Origin of the sequence: Pseudomonas brassicacearum (assembly GCF_000585995.1) — a bacterium.
Lineage (GTDB): Bacteria > Pseudomonadota > Gammaproteobacteria > Pseudomonadales > Pseudomonadaceae > Aquipseudomonas > Aquipseudomonas brassicacearum_A.
Window position 1 is genome coordinate 1,346,116 of record NZ_CP007410.1, and the last position, 17,940, is coordinate 1,364,055.

General features: G+C 60.5%; 16 protein-coding genes. 10 read left to right on the plus strand and 6 right to left on the minus strand.

Annotated features, from left to right (window positions below; translation table 11 throughout):
- Positions 1–87: 87 nt before the first annotated feature.
- Together dapD and CD58_RS05770 are read right to left on the minus strand one after the other, a co-directional pair.
- A complete protein-coding gene (gene dapD / locus CD58_RS05765) occupies positions 88–1,122 on the minus strand; it encodes a 2,3,4,5-tetrahydropyridine-2,6-dicarboxylate N-succinyltransferase (RefSeq protein ID WP_025212105.1) in 1,035 nt (344 codons plus the stop codon).
- 32 nt (positions 1,123–1,154) lie between these two features.
- Entirely contained in the window at positions 1,155–1,463 is a 309-nt protein-coding gene (locus tag CD58_RS05770) for an arsenate reductase (RefSeq protein ID WP_235195312.1), read from the minus strand.
- A 355-nt stretch (positions 1,464–1,818) separates the two neighbouring features.
- Between CD58_RS05770 and CD58_RS05775 the strand changes: the two genes are divergently transcribed.
- Positions 1,819–3,465 (plus strand): Na+/H+ antiporter, encoded by a 1,647-nt coding sequence (locus CD58_RS05775; RefSeq protein ID WP_025212107.1) that lies wholly within the window; start codon positions 1,819–1,821, stop codon positions 3,463–3,465.
- Between the two features lie 211 nt (positions 3,466–3,676).
- On the opposite strand, the gene CD58_RS05780 is transcribed toward CD58_RS05775, so the two are convergent.
- Positions 3,677–4,285: a short chain dehydrogenase gene (locus CD58_RS05780; RefSeq protein WP_025212108.1), complete on the minus strand. Its 609-nt coding sequence runs from the start codon at positions 4,283–4,285 to the stop codon at positions 3,677–3,679.
- A 108-nt stretch (positions 4,286–4,393) separates the two neighbouring features.
- Here CD58_RS05780 and CD58_RS05785 point away from each other — a divergent pair, with 108 nt between their 5' ends.
- Positions 4,394–5,308 (plus strand): LysR family transcriptional regulator, encoded by a 915-nt coding sequence (locus tag CD58_RS05785; RefSeq protein WP_025212109.1) that lies wholly within the window; start codon positions 4,394–4,396, stop codon positions 5,306–5,308.
- 604 nt (positions 5,309–5,912) lie between these two features.
- Positions 5,913–6,272: a DUF6124 family protein gene (locus CD58_RS05790; RefSeq protein ID WP_025212110.1), complete on the plus strand. Its 360-nt coding sequence runs from the start codon at positions 5,913–5,915 to the stop codon at positions 6,270–6,272.
- A gap of 250 nt (positions 6,273–6,522) precedes the next feature.
- On the opposite strand, the gene dapC is transcribed toward CD58_RS05790, so the two are convergent.
- The 3 genes from dapC to map all read right to left on the minus strand — a co-directional run bounded on the left by dapC (position 6,523) and on the right by map (position 11,389).
- The gene (gene dapC / locus CD58_RS05795; RefSeq protein ID WP_025212111.1) at positions 6,523–7,722 is read right to left on the minus strand and encodes a succinyldiaminopimelate transaminase; all 1,200 of its coding nucleotides are present in this window, start codon (positions 7,720–7,722) and stop codon (positions 6,523–6,525) included.
- A gap of 137 nt (positions 7,723–7,859) precedes the next feature.
- Positions 7,860–10,562, minus strand: coding sequence for a [protein-PII] uridylyltransferase (locus CD58_RS05800; protein WP_025212112.1), 2,703 nt, complete (start codon positions 10,560–10,562; stop codon positions 7,860–7,862).
- Between the two features lie 44 nt (positions 10,563–10,606).
- Positions 10,607–11,389: a type I methionyl aminopeptidase gene (map, locus tag CD58_RS05805; RefSeq protein ID WP_025212113.1), complete on the minus strand. Its 783-nt coding sequence runs from the start codon at positions 11,387–11,389 to the stop codon at positions 10,607–10,609.
- A 448-nt stretch (positions 11,390–11,837) separates the two neighbouring features.
- Between map and rpsB the strand changes: the two genes are divergently transcribed.
- From rpsB to ispC, 7 genes are all read left to right on the plus strand, one after another.
- Complete coding sequence (rpsB, locus tag CD58_RS05810; protein ID WP_003198231.1) at positions 11,838–12,575, plus strand: 30S ribosomal protein S2; 738 nt, start codon at positions 11,838–11,840, stop codon at positions 12,573–12,575.
- A 191-nt stretch (positions 12,576–12,766) separates the two neighbouring features.
- Positions 12,767–13,630: a translation elongation factor Ts gene (gene tsf, locus CD58_RS05815; protein ID WP_025212114.1), complete on the plus strand. Its 864-nt coding sequence runs from the start codon at positions 12,767–12,769 to the stop codon at positions 13,628–13,630.
- A gap of 213 nt (positions 13,631–13,843) precedes the next feature.
- A complete protein-coding gene (gene pyrH, locus CD58_RS05820; RefSeq protein WP_003184915.1) occupies positions 13,844–14,587 on the plus strand; it encodes a UMP kinase in 744 nt (247 codons plus the stop codon).
- Complete coding sequence (gene frr, locus CD58_RS05825) at positions 14,584–15,141, plus strand: ribosome recycling factor (protein WP_003198238.1); 558 nt, start codon at positions 14,584–14,586, stop codon at positions 15,139–15,141. Before pyrH ends, frr begins: the two co-directional genes overlap by 4 nt.
- A gap of 13 nt (positions 15,142–15,154) precedes the next feature.
- Positions 15,155–15,910 carry a polyprenyl diphosphate synthase gene (uppS, locus tag CD58_RS05830; RefSeq protein WP_025212115.1) on the plus strand — a complete coding sequence of 252 codons (756 nt, stop codon included), beginning with the start codon at positions 15,155–15,157 and terminating at the stop codon, positions 15,908–15,910.
- Entirely contained in the window at positions 15,910–16,716 is an 807-nt protein-coding gene (locus tag CD58_RS05835) for a phosphatidate cytidylyltransferase (protein ID WP_025212116.1), read from the plus strand. The genes uppS and CD58_RS05835 overlap by 1 nt, the downstream gene beginning before the upstream one ends.
- On the plus strand, positions 16,713–17,903 hold the full coding sequence (gene ispC / locus CD58_RS05840; protein ID WP_025212117.1) for a 1-deoxy-D-xylulose-5-phosphate reductoisomerase: 1,191 nt from the start codon (positions 16,713–16,715) through the stop codon (positions 17,901–17,903). The genes CD58_RS05835 and ispC overlap by 4 nt, the downstream gene beginning before the upstream one ends.
- Positions 17,904–17,940: the final 37 nt, after the last annotated feature.

A 17,940-nucleotide genomic window follows, 5' to 3' on the forward strand; every position in this document is an offset into this window, starting at 1 on the left:
AGCGGGCTTGCTCGCGAAGCCTTTCGGCGGCCTTGAGGGCGCCTTCGCGAGCAAGCTCGCTCCCACAGGTGGACTGTGTGAAGCGGCTTAGTTGTGCGCGTGCAGTGCTTCGTTCAGCTCGATGGCCGACTTATGGGTCTTGCATTCCACCGCGCCGGTCTCGGAATTGCGGCGGAACAACAGGTCGGGCTGGCCGGCCAGGTCGCGGGCCTTGACCACTTTCACCAGTTGGTTGTTTTCGTCCAGCAGGGCGACTTTGGTGCCGGCGGTCACGTACAGGCCCGACTCCACGGTGTTGCGGTCGCCCAGTGGGATACCGATGCCGGCGTTGGCACCGATCAGGCAGCCTTCGCCGACCTTGATCACAATGTTACCGCCACCCGACAAGGTGCCCATGGTGGAGCAGCCGCCGCCCAGGTCCGAACCCTTGCCGACGAACACGCCCGCCGAGACACGGCCTTCGATCATGCCCGGGCCTTCGGTGCCGGCGTTGAAGTTGACGAAACCTTCGTGCATCACGGTGGTGCCTTCGCCCACGTAGGCGCCCAGGCGAACCCGTGCGGCATCGGCGATACGCACGCCGGCCGGAACCACGTAGTCAGTCATTTTCGGGAACTTGTCCACCGAGAACACTTCCAGCAACTCGCCGCGCAGACGGGCTTCGAGCTGGTGCTCGGCCAGTTCGCTCAGGTCGATCGCGCCCTGGCTGGTCCAGGCCACGTTCGGCAGCAGTGGGAAGATGCCGGCCAGGTTCAGGCCGTGGGGCTTGACCAGGCGATGGGACAGCAGGTGCAGCTTGAGGTAAGCCTCAGGCGTGGAGCTCAGTTGCCCATCTTCGGCCAGCAGGGTAGCGACCAGCGGCTTGTGGCTTTCGGCCAGGCGGGTCAGCAGTGCGGCTTGCGCGGCATCGACACCCTTGAGGGCTTCAGCCAGTTGCGAAGCCTGGGCGGTGGTGAAGGTGATGGCCTGGTTGCCTTCGCTGTAGCCGAGAATCGGCGCGATGGCTTTGATGATGTCAGCCGACGGATTGAGCAGTGGCTGTGCGTAGAACACTTCCAGCCAGGCGCCTTGACGGTTTTGAGTGCCGACACCAAAGGCCAGGCTGAACAGGGTAGTGGACATGAAATTACCTCTACAAAATGGACTGGGCAGGCTTACTTGATCTCTGCCGCATAGATATCTGGCTTGAAGCCAATCAGGGTTCGGTCACCGAGATCGAGCACCGGGCGCTTGATCATCGAGGGTTGGGCGAGCATCAGTTCGATGGCTTTCGTCTGGTCGAGATCGGCTTTGCGTTCGTCGTCGAGTTTGCGAAAGGTCGTACCGGCACGGTTCAACACCACTTGCCAGCCATGCTCGTTGCACCATTGGGTCAGGTGCTCACGGTCGATGCCGGCGGTCTTGTAATCGTGAAAGTCGTAGTGCACAGCGTGTTCATCGAGCCAGGTGCGCGCCTTTTTCATCGTGTCACAGGCTTTGATGCCGAAAAGGTGCAACGTTTTGCTTGAATCGGTCAAGGAAATTGCCCCCTTTGCAGGTGCTGGAAGTAAAAGGTCAAGGATTATGCCATGACCGGACGGTTTCGCGACGGCCCAGGTTGATGTACACCAAAACCTGTGGGAGCGAGCTTGCTCGCGATGGCGGTCTTACATCCAACATTGATGTCGATTGGTTACACCGCTATCGCGAGCAAGCTCGCTCCCACAAGGGCAGGGTTGCGACATAGGTGTAACGGCCAAGTTAATGCTAAGCGGTTAATATGGCACTTCAACGGCAAGCTGTTGCCGGATGTGTGTTGCTGTAATTGGAAGTCCGTTTATGCAAAGCGCGTATACCGTCCTGATCCTGTTGATGCTGGTGGGCGTTTCGCGCCTGCTCGGACGGCTGGTCCCGCTGCCGTTGCCCCTGGTGCAGATCGGCGCCGGTGCCTTGCTGGCCTGGCCGTCCCTGGGCCTGCACGTGGCCCTCGATCCCGAACTGTTCCTGTTCCTTTTCTTGCCACCGCTGCTGTTCTCCGACGGCTGGCGCATGCCCAAGCGCGAGTTGTGGCGCCTGCGCGGGCCGATCCTGACGCTGGCGGTGGGGCTGGTGTTGTTCACGGTGGTGGGCGCCGGTTATTTCATTCATTGGCTGCTGCCGAGTATCCCGTTGCCGGTGGCCTTCGCCCTGGCCGCGGTGCTGTCGCCGACCGACGCGGTGGCGGTGTCGGCGATTGCCCGTGACCGTCTGCCCGCGCCGCTGATGCACATGCTCCAGGGCGAGGCGCTGATGAACGATGCGTCGGGCCTGGTGACCTTCAAGTTCGCCCTGGCGGCGGCCATCACCGGGGTCTTTTCCCTGGCCAATGCGAGCCTGACCTTCGTGTTGGTGGCGGTCGGTGGCCTGCTGGTCGGCGTGGCCCTGAGTTGGCTGCTGGGCCGGTTGCGAGCGTGGATGATTGCCCGGGGTTGGGACGACCCGGCCACCCATGTGGTGTTCATGTTGCTGCTGCCGTTCGCCGCTTATGTGCTGGCCGAACGCTTGGGCGCCTCGGGCATTCTCTCGGCGGTGGCGGCGGGGATGATGCAGAGCTGGCTTGACCTGCTGCCGCGCCAGACCGGCACGCGGTTGCTCAACCGCAGTGTCTGGTCGCTGTTGGAATTCGCCTTCAACGGGTTGATCTTCCTACTGCTGGGCCTGCAATTGCCGGACATCATCAAGGCGGTGACCCACCTCGAGGCCACGCTGTGGCCGACGCTGTTCTACCGCTGCCTGGATGTGCTGGCGATTTTCCTGGTGTTGCTGGTGCTGCGGTTTGTCTGGGTGCAAAGCATCTGGCGCTTGTCCGGGCTGCTGCGACGCTGGCGTGGTCAGGGCGAGCTGACCTTGGTTCCGAACGCACGTTCTTGCTGGTTGCTGACTTTCGGTGGCGTGCGCGGCGCGGTGACGCTGGCGGGCGTGCTGTCGGTGCCATTGCTGTTAAGCGCCGCAGAGGCGTTCCCCGAGCGAGACCTGCTGATCTTCATTGCCGCCGGGGTGATTCTGCTGTCGCTGATCGCGGCGTGCATCGCCTTGCCGTTGTTGCTGCGGGGCATCGAGAAGAGCCCTGATGACAAACGTCGCAACGAAGTCCGCGAGGCCTGGCGCAAAACCGCTGAAGCGGCGATCCATGCGCTGGAAGTGGAAGAACCGACCGAGGCGGGCAGTACGCCGGATGCAGCCCAGGCGGCGCTGGCGACCGAGGTCAAGGCGCGGTTGATGTCCGAGTATCGTCATCAGCTCGACGTGTTCAACGACTCCGCCGAAGCCCAGGCGCTGGCATTCGAGATGGACCTGCTGGAACGCCGGCTGCGCTTGAAGGCTTTTCGGGCGCAGCGGCTGGAATTGTATCGCCTCAGCCGTCATCACCAGATTGGCGATGATGTGCTGCGGGAGGTGCTGGGGGAGTTGGATTTGGCGGAGGCGAATTTGGGGTTGGGTAAGTAGCAATGATGCGCCGGTCCCCCGCCACAGGGAGATTGGGTAATTGCACTGACTTGACCACCTATTTGCATTCGACCTGACCAGGTGCTTCGTCGCCATGATCGGCAGAAAAGAATCCAAAGCTGCCCTTCAGCATCGGAACCACCTATGTCCTGTTGCTCTGTTATCGATCGCGGTAATTGGGGCATACGCAGAGGGCCGCGAGCCGTCTAATTCAATGACCAACCCGATATACGCGACCGCTCTGCACGCCTTCCACACTGCGTCGATAGGCCATTGCTACGCGGGTCGCCGGCACGCTTTCGTAGCCAGGAAAGTACGGACCAAACCGGTCCATCGATTCCGTCAGCACTGTCGGACTAACTGCGTTGATGCGGATGCCTCGTGAAAGATCGCACGCAGCAGCACGCACGAACCCTTCAATCCCAGCGTTCGACGCTGCGGCATTGGAGCCTTGCGCAATCGGATCATCGACAGCGATGCCTGAGGTCAGCGTGATCGACCCGCCGTCGTTCAGGTAATGCTGACCAACCAGCGCGACGCGCACCTGGCTTAGCAGCTTGTCCTGCAAGCCTTTGTTGAAGTCGGCCGCCGTCATCTTTTCGATTGGAGCGAGGATTACATTGCCTGCGGTAGCAATGATGGCGTCGATTTGTCCGATCTTCTTGAACAACGCACCCACGCTGTCATCACTGGCGATGTCAACCTGATGGTCACCTTGGGTGCGACCGACGCGGATGATTTCGTGTTTGCCGCCACGTGCAAGTTCATCTGCCACGGCACGACCTACATCACCACCGGCGCCAATTATCACGATCTTCATAGAGCACTCCTTTTTCGAATTTAGGTTGGAACGCCTCTATTGTGTATCGAACTGCTAAGGTGATAAATGTGCTCTAAATTCAAACTCTACGAACCTATAGTTAGCAATATGGACAAACTGCGTGCCATGGAAACCTTCGTTGCCGCCGTCGAGGGAGGCAACTTCACCGAGGCCGCGCAGCGGCTTGAAATGTCGGCGGTAATGGTTGGAAAGTATGTGCGCGAACTAGAAGGACGCCTCGGTGCGCGCTTGCTTGAGCGCACCACACGACGCCAGAGCCTGACTGATGCTGGTCGTGTTTTTTACGAAGACGCCAAGCGTGCGCTTGAACACGTACGTATGGCCGAAACCTCGATCGAACGGTTGCGCGCTTCGCCATCCGGCACGTTGCGCATTAGCGCTCCAATCACCTTTGGCTCGTGTGTCATCGCTCCTCTGGCTGCGACTTTCCAGCAGATATATCCGCTCGTTCGCATTGAACTGGAATTGAGCAATCGCGTCGTTGACCTTATTGACGAGGGTTTTGATCTGGCTATCCGCATTGGTGAACTGGGCGATGCCGACCTGATAGCAAGGCCGCTGAGCATGTATCGCATGGTGATCTGTGCGTCGCCGGACTACCTCGCCCGACATGGCCGTCCAGAGACACCACAGGACCTGAGCGCGCATCACTGCCTTTCTCACACAGTGTGGAACAGCCGCAACGGCTGGAAACTCAGAGGCTGGGATGGGGTGCCGTTGCCGACGGACCCAGTCTTCACATGCAATGACGGCAACGGACTGCGTATGGCAGCAATCGCCGGTGCGGGATTGTTGCTGCAGCCCGAAGTTCTGGTGGCCCACGATATGGCAAGCGGGACGTTGGTGCCGGTCCTGCAAGCCTACTTACCCGAGCCACACCCTATCCATATCGTGCATCGACACGATCGGCGACCGCTGCCAAAGCTCACCCATTTTATTGCGCATTTGCTCACGCATGTGGCGGAGCAGGAGTCGTCCCAGGTTCTGTACGAAAAGAGCTGACGCAAACACGAAAAGCAAAGCCGCCCGAAGGCGGCTTCAATTGACACGCAACTGAGCTTGCTTCGCCCTTTCTGCGCCGCTGGGTCAACCCCGAGAGGGACCCAGACTCCTGCCAGCTTTCACTGGTGACGAGGGTGATCATGGCGACCGGTAATAGCGCATTCAAGCCAGCTTGATTCTTGAAACAGGACTGCGTGAGATCTGTTGAGGTGCTTAACCAGTGAAATCAATGGCTTGCTTTAGGGAGGTGCGTTTTATTTCTTTTCTTGTCTGAGCAGGCGATCGCGGTCTGTCAGACGCACCGAAGTTTCCGACAAGTTTTTAAGGTTGTCCGTCGGAAGCGAGGGCTCTAGCCTCTGGGTGTCGCTGCCAATTCAGCGACCGGACGTGAGAATCCGATTTCCCCTAGTAGGCGCGCAGGCGCCGACCATATAAAGTGCAGGCGCTTTTCGTCTGGGCATTATGTTATGGCGGCTGTGCGCGGGCATGCTTCGGTATGGCCGGGCTTCTAGGGGGGCTCGGATTCTCACCCCGCGTACGGCTGCCACCCTCCAGTCCGTGAGAAGACTCGGTGGCGACTTCTAATTCCCCTAGGAGCAATAACATGATCAAAGAAACGCCGAATCCTCCAAAGCCAGCCTCCACTTTCCCCTATGGCGACTACGCCCCTGAAAAGCTGCAAGAAGCCGCGGATCGTGCGCTGGATCATTACCTCAAGCCTGACGACAGCGAGTCAGACTCCAAGCCCTCGGTACAGTTGTTCATCGTGTCGGACAGCGTTGATACCGAAGCCCTGCTAGCCAACCTCAGCGAAACCCTGGCTTCGGCCAATGCGATGCTCAGCGACCTGGCGTTTGGCCTGGACGGCTCGCGGCGGCATGTGGCATTGGGAGTGGCGCAGATGATTGAGTTGGGTGCGTTGTTGGCGAACAAGGCGTTGGATCGGGTAGAGCTTCGGACTTGATGCAATAAATGCCGGCCTCATCGCGAGCAAGCTCGCTCCCACAGGGGATTTGTGTCGTTCACAAATATGCCAATCGACACCAACCCCCTGTGGCGAGGGAGCTTGCTCCCGCTGGGGCGCGAAGCGCCCCCAAAACCTGACAACCCGATGTGTCAGGTCAATTGAGTTGACTGCTTTGGGGCCGCTGCGCGCCCCAGCGGGAGCAAGCTCCCTCGCCACAACAGCGGTCCGCTTCAGTTCGAGACAGCCATCAACCCCGACGCTGGATGAACGCGCGGATCCGCTCCGCCGCTTCCACGCATTCAGCCAGCGGCGCGACCAGCGCCATGCGCACGCGCCCGGCACCCGGGTTGACGCCGTCCACATCGCGGGACAGGTAGGAGCCCGGCACCACGGTTACATGTTCCTGTTCGAACAGGTCCCGGCAGAACGCTGCATCATCGCCGGCTACATTCGGCCATAGGTAGAAGCTGCCATCAGGACGCTGTACGTCCAGCACTGGGCTGAGGATTTCCAGCACTGCGTCGAATTTTTCCCGGTACAACGCACGGTTGGCCCGCACATGGACTTCGTCGTTCCACGCCGCGATGCTCGCCAGTTGGGTCTGAACCGGCATTGCGCAGCCGTGATAGGTGCGGTACAGCAAGAAGCCCTTGAGGATGTCTGCGTCGCCAGCGACGAAACCGGAGCGCAGGCCGGGCAGGTTGGAGCGTTTGGACAGGCTGTGGAACACCACGCAGCGCTTGAAGTCCTTGCGACCGAGTTCGACACAGGCGCTGAGCAGGCCCGGTGGCGGGGTCTGTTCGTCGAAGTACAGTTCGCTGTAGCACTCGTCCGCGGCGATGACGAAGTCATGCTCATCGGCCAGGGCGATGAGTTTTTTCAGCACGTCCACCGGAATCAGGGCGCCGGTCGGGTTGCCGGGGGAGCACAGGAACAGGATCTGGCAGCGCTTCCAGATGTCCGGCGAGACGGCATCGAAATCCGGATTGAAGCCGTTCGCGTCCAGGCACGGCAGGTAGTGCGGCTTGGCTCCGGCCAGGAACGCCGCGCCTTCGTAGATCTGGTAGAACGGGTTCGGGCTGACCACCAGCGCATCGTCGCCACGGTTGACCACGGTCTGGGTGAAGGCGAACAGGGCTTCACGGGTGCCATTGACCGGCAGCACGTGGCGCGCCGGGTCCAGCCAGCCGCTCGGCACGTTGAAGCGGCGCTCGCACCAACCAGTGATGGCTTCGCGCAACTCAGGGATGCCGAGGGTGGTTGGGTACACCGCCATCTTTTCCAGATTGCTGGCCAGGGCTTCGGCCACAAAGCTCGGCGAACGGTGCTTGGGTTCGCCGATGGACAGGGCGATCGGGCGCTTGTCCGGGTTGGGCTTTACGCTGCCCAGCAAGGCGCGGAGCTTTTCGAACGGGTAGGGCTGCAACTGGTTCAGAGCGTTGTTCATCGGGGGCCTCGTTCAATGTGGGCGCGGTCCTTGTGGGAGCGAGCTTGCTCGCGATAGCGGTGGGTCAGGCAACATCAATGCTGGATGTTGCGCCGCCATCGCGAGCAAGCTCGCTCCCACAGGGGCAGTTCTTTGATTCAGATATTGATGCGCGTCAGGTTGATATCAGGTTCCTGGTTGACGCTCAAATGCCGGACGATCGCTTCCTGCAGGCGGCTGCACAGCTGCGGATCGGACAGCGGCTGGTTATGGGCGTCGGTGATGAAGAACACGTCCTCCACTCGCTCGCCCAGGGTGGCGATTTTGGCGTTTTGCAGCGACAGGTCGAACTCCAGGAAGATATGACCGATCCGCGCCAGCAGGCCCGGGCGGTCCGGGGCGCTGAGTTCCAGCACGGTGACCTGGCGCTGGGCGTCGTTGTGGATCGTCACCTGGGGCGCGAAGGCGAAGTGCTTGAGCTGGCGCGGCACTCGGCGCTGGATGATGGTCGGGTAGTCCGCCGGGTTGCGCAGGGCTTCGGTCAGGCCATCGCGAATCTGCTTGACCCGCGCCGGGTTGTCGCCAATCGAGTCGCCGTCGGTGTCGAGCACGATGTAGGTGTCGAGGGTGAACTGGCTGCTGGAGGTGATGACCCGGGCGTCATGGATGTTGAGGTTGAGCTGGTCCATCGCCGCCACGGTCACGGCGAAGAAGTCGTGCTGGTCCGGCGCATAGATGAAGATCTGCGTGCCGCCCTCGAACTCGCGCTGGGTGGTTTCCTTGATCAGCACCAACGGCCCGCCATCGGCCGGTTGCTGCAAAATCGCGTCGCTGTGCCAAGCCACGTCGCCGGCAGTGTGGCGCAGGAAGTAGTCATCGCCCAATTGCGACCAGAGCTGCTCGACATCGTCCGGATCGGTGCCGCCGCGTACCAGGATGTCCAGGGCCGCGCTTTGGGTGCGACGGATCTGCTCTTCGCGGTCCACCGGGTTTTCCAGGCCACGGCGCAAGGCCCGCTTGGTCTCGGTGTACAGCTGGCGCAACAGGCTGGCGCGCCAGGAGTTCCACAGGCTCGGGTTGGTGGCGTTGATGTCGGCCACGGTCAGCACATAGAGGTAATCCAGGCGCGTCTCGTCGCCGACGATCTGGGCGAAGTCGTGGATCACCTGCGGGTCGGACAAGTCCTTGCGCTGGGCGGTGGTCGACATCACCAAGTGGTTCTGCACCAGCCAAACGATCAACCGACTGTCCCAGAGGGGCAGTTGATGGCGCTGGCAGAACGCCTCGGCGTCCACCGCACCGATCTCGGAGTGGTCGCCCTGGCGGCCTTTGCCGATGTCGTGGTACAGCCCGGCCATGTAGATCAGCTCAGGCTTGGGCAGCTTGGCCATGAGCTTGCTGGCCAGCGGGAATTTCTCCGACACCTGGGTGTATTGCAACTTACGCAGGTGCTTGATCAGGTTCAGGGTGTGGGCATCGACCGTATAGATGTGGAATAGGTCGTGTTGCATTTGCCCGACGATGAAACCGAACTCCGGCAGATAGCGCCCGAGGATCCCGTAGCGATTCATGCGCCGCAGGTTGCGGTGCACGCCGATCCGGCATTTGAACAGCTCGATGAACAGGCTGGTGTTGCGGATGTCGTGGCGGAAATCCTCATCGATCAGATGACGGTTTTCCCGCAGCAGGCGGATGGTGTCGGCGCGCACACCCTTGATTTCCGGCTGCTGGGCCATCAACACGAAGATTTCGAGCATGGCGAACGGCGTGCGGCGGAACACATAGTCATGACGCGCTTCGATGTAGCCGTCGTGCAGCTGAAAGCGTGAGTTGATCGGCTGCGGCGGTTCCTCGTCTTCGGGGGCGAGAATGACCTCCTCGAAGTGCTGGATGATCAGTTCGCTGAGCTGGGCGATGCTCATCACCACCCGGTAGTACTGCTGCATGAAATTTTCGATGGACTGCTTGGCGTCCTGCCCCTCAAAACCCAGCAGGCCGGCGATGGAGCGCTGGTGATCGAACAACAGGCGGTCCTCGGAGCGCCCAGCGAGCATGTGCAGGGCGTAGCGAACCTTCCATAAAAATTCTTGGGACGAGGCCAGCAGGGCGTTCTCGCTCTCCACCAGGAAACCTTCGCCGGCCAGGGCCCGCAGGTTCAACGTGCCGTACTGGCGGCGGGCAACCCACAGGATCGTCTGGATGTCCCGCAGCCCGCCCGGCGAGCCCTTGACGTTGGGCTCCAGGTTGTACTCGGTGTCGTTGTACTTGTGGTGGCGGGCCTTCTGCTCGGCGTGCTTGGCCAGGAAAAAGTCCTTGCTCGGCCACATGTGCTCTGTGCTGGTGACATCGAGCATGCGCTGGCGCAGGTGTTCGGGGCCGGCGATGGTGCGGCTTTCCATCAGGTTGGTGATCACCGTCAGGTCGGCGCGGGCCTCCTCGGCGCACTCCTGCACCGAGCGCACGCTCTGGCCGACTTCCAGGCCGATGTCCCACAGCAGCGTCAGGAACCGCTCGATGGAATCGCGGAAAACCTCGTGATCGGCGCTGTCCAGCAGGATCAGCAAATCGATGTCGGAGTAGGGGTGCAGCTCGCCGCGCCCATAGCCGCCCACCGCCACCAGGGCGATGTCGGCATCTTCGCTCCAGTCGAACTGCTCCCAGGCCTTTTGCAGGATGTTATCGACAAACCAGGCGCGGTCCTCGATCAGCCGACGGATATCCCGGCCATTGCGAAAGCGTTGGTCGAGCACATCATGGGCCTGGCGGATCGCCTTCTTGAACGCCGAGATGGGGCTTGCCTTCAGGGCCAGTTCAGCCTGGAACTGGCCGCGGTCGAAGAGTTCGGGATCCACCTGCGGCATTGAATGGCTTTCCTTTCTATCTATAGCTAAAGACTGTGTGCGGGTCAGGCGGAAATGCGGGCGATGGTGTCGTCGCTGCGCAGGGTGAAGATTTCGTAGCCGGTTTCGGTGACCAGCAGGGTGTGTTCCCACTGAGCCGACAACTTGCGGTCCTTGGTGATGGCGGTCCAGCCGTCGCCCAGTACCTTGGTGTCGGCGCGACCCTGGTTGATCATCGGCTCGATGGTGAAGGTCATGCCTGCCTGGAGCTCCATGCCGGTGCCGGCGCGGCCGTAGTGCAGGATCTGAGGTTCTTCATGGAACACCTTGCCGATACCGTGGCCGCAGAATTCGCGCACCACCGAGAAGCCGTTCTTCTGCGCGTGCTTCTGGATCACTTCGCCGATATCTCCCAGGCGGCAGCCCGGTTTCACCAGCTCGATGGCCATGTACATGCATTCCTGGGTGACTTTCGACAGGCGCTGGGCCCACTCCGGCACGTTGCCGACATGGAACATGCGGCTGGTATCGCCGTGGTAGCCGTCCTTGATGACGGTGACGTCGATGTTCAGGGTGTCGCCATCCTTCAACGGCTTTTCGTTGGGGATACCATGGCAGACCACGTGGTTGATCGAGGTGCAGATCGACTTCGGGAAGCCCTTGTAGTTGAGCGGAGCAGGGATGGCCTTCTGCTCGTTGACGATGTAATCGTGGCAGATGCGGTCCAGCTCTTCGGTGGTTACGCCCGGCTTGACGTAATCGGCAATCATTTCCAGGACGTCGGCGGCGAGTTTGCCGGCGACACGCATTTTGGCGATGTCCTCGGGGGTCTTGAGGGTGACGGTCATACAGGCTCTCTCTGCGCCCGGCGGCGCTGTTCAAAACGAAATGGGCGGCGGATGGGGATCCGGGCGGCCCTGAAAGAGGCGATTCTAACAGACGATCAGTACAATGAGCGCTCCAGCCTGGAACTCTGTGGCGAGGGGATTTATCCCCGTTGGGCTGCGCAGCAGCCCCAAATCCGGCAGCATGGTGTATCAAGTCGATTGAATCGCCTGGTATGGGGCCGCTACGCGCCCCAACGGGGATAAATCCCCTCGCCACAAGAGGTTTTCAGAATCCGTGTTCCGTTTTCGCCCTTGCTGTGGTATAAAATGCGCCGCTTTCCGGGGATGACCCCGCAAGCTTAAATCCACACACGTGTCGACACGATGACCTGGGTGCCTCGGCTTATATAAGCCGCTGGTTGGTCATTGGGATACGTGGAGGCCAAACCCGACTTATCAAGGAACTATCATGTCCCAAGTCAATATGCGCGATATGCTGAAGGCCGGTGTGCACTTCGGTCACCAGACCCGTTACTGGAACCCGAAAATGGGCAAGTACATTTTCGGCGCGCGTAACAAGATCCACATCATCAACCTTGAAAAAACCCTGCCGATGTTCAATGAAGCACTGACCTTCGTAGAGCGCCTGGCCCAGGGCAAAAACAAGATTCTGTTCGTCGGCACCAAGCGTTCCGCTGGCAAGATCGTTGCTGAAGAAGCAGCACGTTGCGGTTCGCCGTACGTCGATCACCGCTGGTTGGGCGGCATGCTGACCAACTTCAAGACCATTCGCGCTTCCATCAAGCGTCTGCGTGACCTTGAAGTCCAGTCCGAAGACGGTACTTTCGCCAAGCTGACCAAGAAAGAAGCGCTGATGCGCACTCGCGATCTTGAGAAGCTGGACCGCTCCCTGGGCGGTATCAAGGACATGGGCGGTCTGCCTGACGCACTGTTCGTGATCGACGTTGACCACGAGCGCATCGCGATCACCGAAGCCAACAAGCTGGGTATCCCGGTCATCGGCGTTGTCGATACCAACAGCAGCCCGGAAGGCGTTGACTACATCATCCCAGGCAACGATGACGCCATTCGCGCCATCCAGCTGTACATGGGTTCGATGGCTGACGCTGTGATCCGTGGTCGCAACAACGTGAATGGCGGCACCGAAGTCTTCGCTGAAGAAGCTCCGGCAGCAGCCGCTGAGTAAGTGACGCCCTGGCGTTGACTCAGTAAGCAAAAAGGGGGCTTGGCCCCCTTTTTGCCACCTCGAAAACCATTTGTCGGCAGCGCAGCTACAGCATCTGTAACGTGCAGCGGCTAACAAGGGTGGTTCGGGAAGAATTGAACGCCCGTTCGGTCGGGTGGAATGGTTGAAAACCTATCCAAGAGGATTTTGAAATGGCAGAGATTACTGCAGCGTTGGTCAAAGAACTGCGCGAGCGTACCGGCGAAGGCATGATGGACTGCAAGAAGGCCTTGACCAAGGCTGGCGGCGACATCGAGAAAGCCATTGATGACATGCGTGCTTCGGGCGCCATCAAGGCTGCCAAGAAAGCCGGCAACATTGCCGCTGAAGGCGCGATCGGCATCAAGGAAGACGGCAAGGCTGCCGTTATCATCGAAGTCAACTCGCAGACTGACTTCCTGGCCCTGCAAGACGACTTCAAGGCATTCGTTGCTGCCAGCGTAGAAAAAGCCTTCGCTGACAAGCTGACCGACGCAGCCCCGCTGATCGCCGCCCAGGAATCGGCGCGTGAAGCACTGGTTGCCAAAGTAGGCGAAAACGTCAACATCCGTCGCCTGGTTCGCATCGAAGGTGACGTTGTTGGTTCTTACCTGCACGGCAACAAGATCGGCGTCGTTGTAGCCCTCAAAGGCGGCAACGTGGAACTGGCCAAGGACATCGCGATGCACGTCGCAGCCAGCAACCCTGAGTTCCTGCTGCCTTCGGAAGTCTCCGCTGACGCCATCGAGCGTGAAAAAGCTGTGTTCATGCAGCTCAACGAAGACAAGATCAAAGGCAAGCCAGCCGAAATCGTTGAAAAAATGGTTGCCGGTCGTATCACCAAGTTCCTGGCTGAAGCCAGCCTGGTTGAGCAGGCGTTCGTCAAGAACCCTGAAATCAAGGTCGGTGAACTGGCCAAGAAAGGCGGCGCTGAAATCGTTTCCTTCACCTACTTCAAAGTGGGCGAAGGCATCGAGAAGCCAGTAGACAACTTCGCTGAAGAAGTCGCTGCTCAGCTGGCTGCCAGCAAGCAATAAGACGGTTTTTATAACTGTCGCCCTGAAGAGGCTGCCCGCTTAACGCGCGCAGCCTCTTTTTGGATGGGGATGCCGATTTCTATTGGTTTCCTGTCGGAACTGGCTTACAAAGCCGTGTTCCGATGGCGCTGTGTCAGCGTCAGACTAGAGTGAGAGCAGGCTGCAAACAGCCTGAAAAGAATTTTCGAAAATACGCCGCAGGAGAGATTCGCAATGGCTCAGCAGGGCAGTGGTTATCAGGCTCGCTATAAACGCATTCTACTCAAGCTTAGCGGCGAGGCCCTGATGGGCTCGGAAGAGTTCGGGATCGATCCCAAGGTGCTGGATCGCATGGCGCTGGAAGTCGGCCAGCTGGTCGGGATCGGCGTTCAGGTCGGCCTGGTCATCGGCGGCGGCAACCTGTTTCGCGGCGCTGCGCTGAGCGCGGCCGGCATGGATCGGGTCACGGGCGACCACATGGGCATGCTGGCCACTGTGATGAACGCCCTGGCTATGCGCGATGCACTCGAGCGTGCCAATATCTCGGCCATCGTCATGTCGGCCATTTCCATGGTCGGCGTGACCGATCACTACGACCGCCGCAAAGCCATGCGTCACCTCAATGCCAAGGAAGTGGTGATTTTTGCCGCGGGTACCGGCAATCCGTTCTTTACCACGGATTCGGCCGCCTGCCTGCGAGCGATCGAGATCGATGCCGATGTCGTGCTCAAGGCAACCAAGGTCGACGGCGTCTACACCGCTGACCCGTTCAAAGACCCGCATGCCGAGAAGTTCGATCATCTGACCTACGATGAAGTGCTGGATCGCAAGCTGGGTGTAATGGATCTGACGGCTATCTGCCTTTGCCGTGACCACAAGATGCCGCTACGTGTCTTTAATATGAACAAGCCTGGTGCCCTGCTGAATATCGTGCATGGCGGCGCCGAAGGAACACTGATCGAGGAAGCGCAACAATGATCAACGAAATCAAGAAAGACGCTGAACAGCGCATGCAGAAATCCCTGGAATCCCTGGCGCACAACTTCGGTCGCATTCGTACCGGCCAGGCGCATCCGAGCATCCTGGAAGGTGTGATGGTGCCGTACTACGGCTCTGACACGCCGATCAAGCAAGTGGCCAACATCACCGTTAAAGATGCTCGCACCCTGCAAGTCGTGGCGTTTGAACGCAACATGCTGGGCGCGGTCGACAAGGCCATCGGCAGTGCCGGCCTGAACCTGAACCCGACCAACCTGGGTGAGCTGCTGCTGATCTCCATGCCGGCCCTGACCGAAGAGACCCGCAAGGGCTTCACCAAGCAGGCTCGTGACGTGGCTGAAGACGCCCGCGTTGCCGTGCGCAACATCCGCCGTGATGCCAACAGTCAGCTCAAGGATCTGGTCAAGGAAAAGGAAATCAGCGAAGACGAAGAGCGTCGCGCTACCGGCGAAATTGATGATCTGACCAAGAAGTACGTGGCTAAAATCGACGCGGATTTGGCGCAGAAAGAAAAAGACCTGATGGCCGTATAAGGGTCTCGTTTTCATGGATAAGACCAAGCAGGCCGTGCCGTTTGCGGTGCCGCGCCACGTGGCGATCATCATGGACGGCAATAATCGCTGGGCCAAGAAACGCTTTATGCCTGGCGTTGCCGGGCACAAGGCGGGGGTCGATGCGGTTCGCGCGGTCATCGAGGTGTGCGCCGAAGCCGGGGTCGAGGTGCTGACCCTGTTCGCGTTCTCCAGCGAGAACTGGCAGCGTCCGGCCGATGAGGTCAGCGCCTTGATGGACCTGTTCCTCAAGGCCTTGCGTCGTGAGGCCAAGCGTCTCAACGAGAACAGCATCAGCCTGCGCATCATTGGCGATCGCTCGCGTTTTCACCCTGAGCTGCAAGCCGCGATGCGCGAAGCCGAGGCTGCGACCGCCGGTGCCGACCGCTTTGTCCTGCAAATTGCCGCCAACTATGGCGGCCAGTGGGACATTGCCCAGGCAGCCCAGCGGTTGGCGCGGGAAGTCCAGGCCGGGCACCTGCGGCCCGAAGACATCACTCCCGAGCTGTTGCAAACCTGCCTGGCTACCGGCGACCTGCCGTTGCCGGACTTGTGCATCCGTACCGGTGGTGAACATCGCATCAGCAATTTTCTGCTCTGGCAGCTGGCTTATGCCGAGCTGTACTTCTCCGACCTGTTCTGGCCGGACTTCAAACACGAAGCCATGCGCACCGCACTGGCCGATTTCGCTTCCCGTCAGCGTCGCTTCGGTAAAACGAGCGAGCAGATCGAAGCTGGAGCCCGGGTTTAATGCTCAAACAACGAATCATCACTGCCCTGATCCTGTTGCCTATCGCCCTGTGCGGGTTCTTCTTGCTCGAAGGGGCAAGTTTTGCCCTGTTCATCGGGCTGGTGGTGACCCTGGGGGCGTGGGAGTGGGCGCGGCTGGCTGGTTTTCCTGCGCAGTCGGCGCGGGTCGCCTACGCAGTGGCCGTGGCGGCCATGCTCTTCGTCATGTACCTGGTGCCAGGCATTGCGCCTTGGGTGCTGGGGGCAGCGGTGCTGTGGTGGGCGACGGCGACCTTCCTGGTGCTGACCTATCCGCGCACCACGCACCATTGGGCCAACGCGGCGACCAAGCTGATGATCGGCCTGTTGATCCTGTTGCCGGCCTGGCAGGGTCTGATCTGGATCAAGCAGGGCGCGTTGGGTAACTGGCAGATCATGGCCGTGATGGTGCTGGTCTGGGGTGCCGACGTCGGGGCTTATTTCTCTGGCAAGGCCTTCGGCAAGCGCAAGCTGGCACCGAAGGTCAGTCCCGGCAAGAGCTGGGAAGGTGTCTACGGTGGCCTGGCCCTGAGCCTGGTGATTACGACCGTGGTCGGCTTCGTGCGGGACTGGACGGTCGCGCAGCTGCTGATGGGGCTGTTTGGTGCCGCGCTCATCGTATTTGTGTCCGTGGTCGGTGACCTGACCGAAAGCATGTTCAAGCGTCAGTCCGGGATCAAGGACAGCAGTAACCTGTTGCCGGGTCACGGTGGCGTGCTGGATCGCATCGACAGCCTGACCGCGGCGATCCCGATCTTCGCCGTGCTGCTGTGGATGGCGGCGCCGTGAGTCGTCCTCAGCAGGTCACTGTCCTGGGGGCGACCGGTTCGATTGGCCTCAGTACGCTTGACGTCATCGCCCGGCATCCCGAGCGCTACCAGGTGTTCGCCCTGAGTGGCTTTACACGTTTGAGTGAGTTGTTGGCGTTGTGCATACGCCACACACCGCGCTTTGCCGTGGTGCCCGAGGTCGGCGTCGCGCGGGCGTTGCAGGATGATCTGCGAGCAGCTGGTTTGCCTACGCGGGTCCTGGTGGGGGAAGAGGGCCTGTGTCAGGTGGCCTCCGACCCCGAAGTCGACGCGGTGATGGCGGCGATCGTCGGTGCGGCGGGCCTGCGTCCGACATTGGCGGCGGTGGAGGCTGGCAAGAAGATCCTGCTGGCCAATAAAGAAGCGCTGGTGATGTCTGGTGCGCTGTTCATGCAGGCTGTGCGCAAAAGCGGTTCAGTGCTGCTGCCCATCGACAGCGAACACAACGCGATTTTTCAGTGCATGCCGCAGGATTTTTCCCGTGGCCTGGGCGCTGTGGGCGTCCGGCGGATTTTGCTGACAGCGTCCGGTGGTCCGTTCCGGCAGACACCGCTGGAAGAATTGGTGCATGTTTCGCCCGAGCAGGCCTGTGCACATCCGAACTGGTCCATGGGGCGCAAGATTTCCGTGGATTCGGCCAGCATGATGAACAAGGGGTTGGAGCTGATCGAGGCCTGCTGGCTGTTCGATGCCAAGCCGTCCCAGGTCGAGGTGGTGATCCATCCACAGAGCGTGATTCACTCCCTGGTGGATTATATAGACGGGTCGGTGCTGGCCCAGTTGGGCAACCCGGACATGCGCACGCCGATCGCCAATGCACTGGCCTGGCCGGAGCGAATCGATTCGGGCGTGGCGCCGCTGGATCTGTTTGCCATCGCTCGCCTGGATTTCCAGGCGCCCGATGAGCAGCGCTTCCCCTGCCTGCGCCTGGCGCGACAGGCGGCCGAGGCGGGCAACAGTGCACCGGCCATGCTTAACGCCGCCAATGAAGTGGCGGTTGCAGCGTTTCTCGAGGAACGTGTCCGTTACCCCGAGATCGCGAGTATCATCGAGGAGGTCTTGAACCTCGAGGCCGTGGTTTCGGTCGATGACCTCGACGCGGTATTCACGGCGGACGCCAGGGCTCGCGAGTTGGCGGGCCAATGGCTGCGGCGCCACGGGCGTTGAAGCTGCGAGACGTTAGCCAGGGTTGCCCTGGACAGGA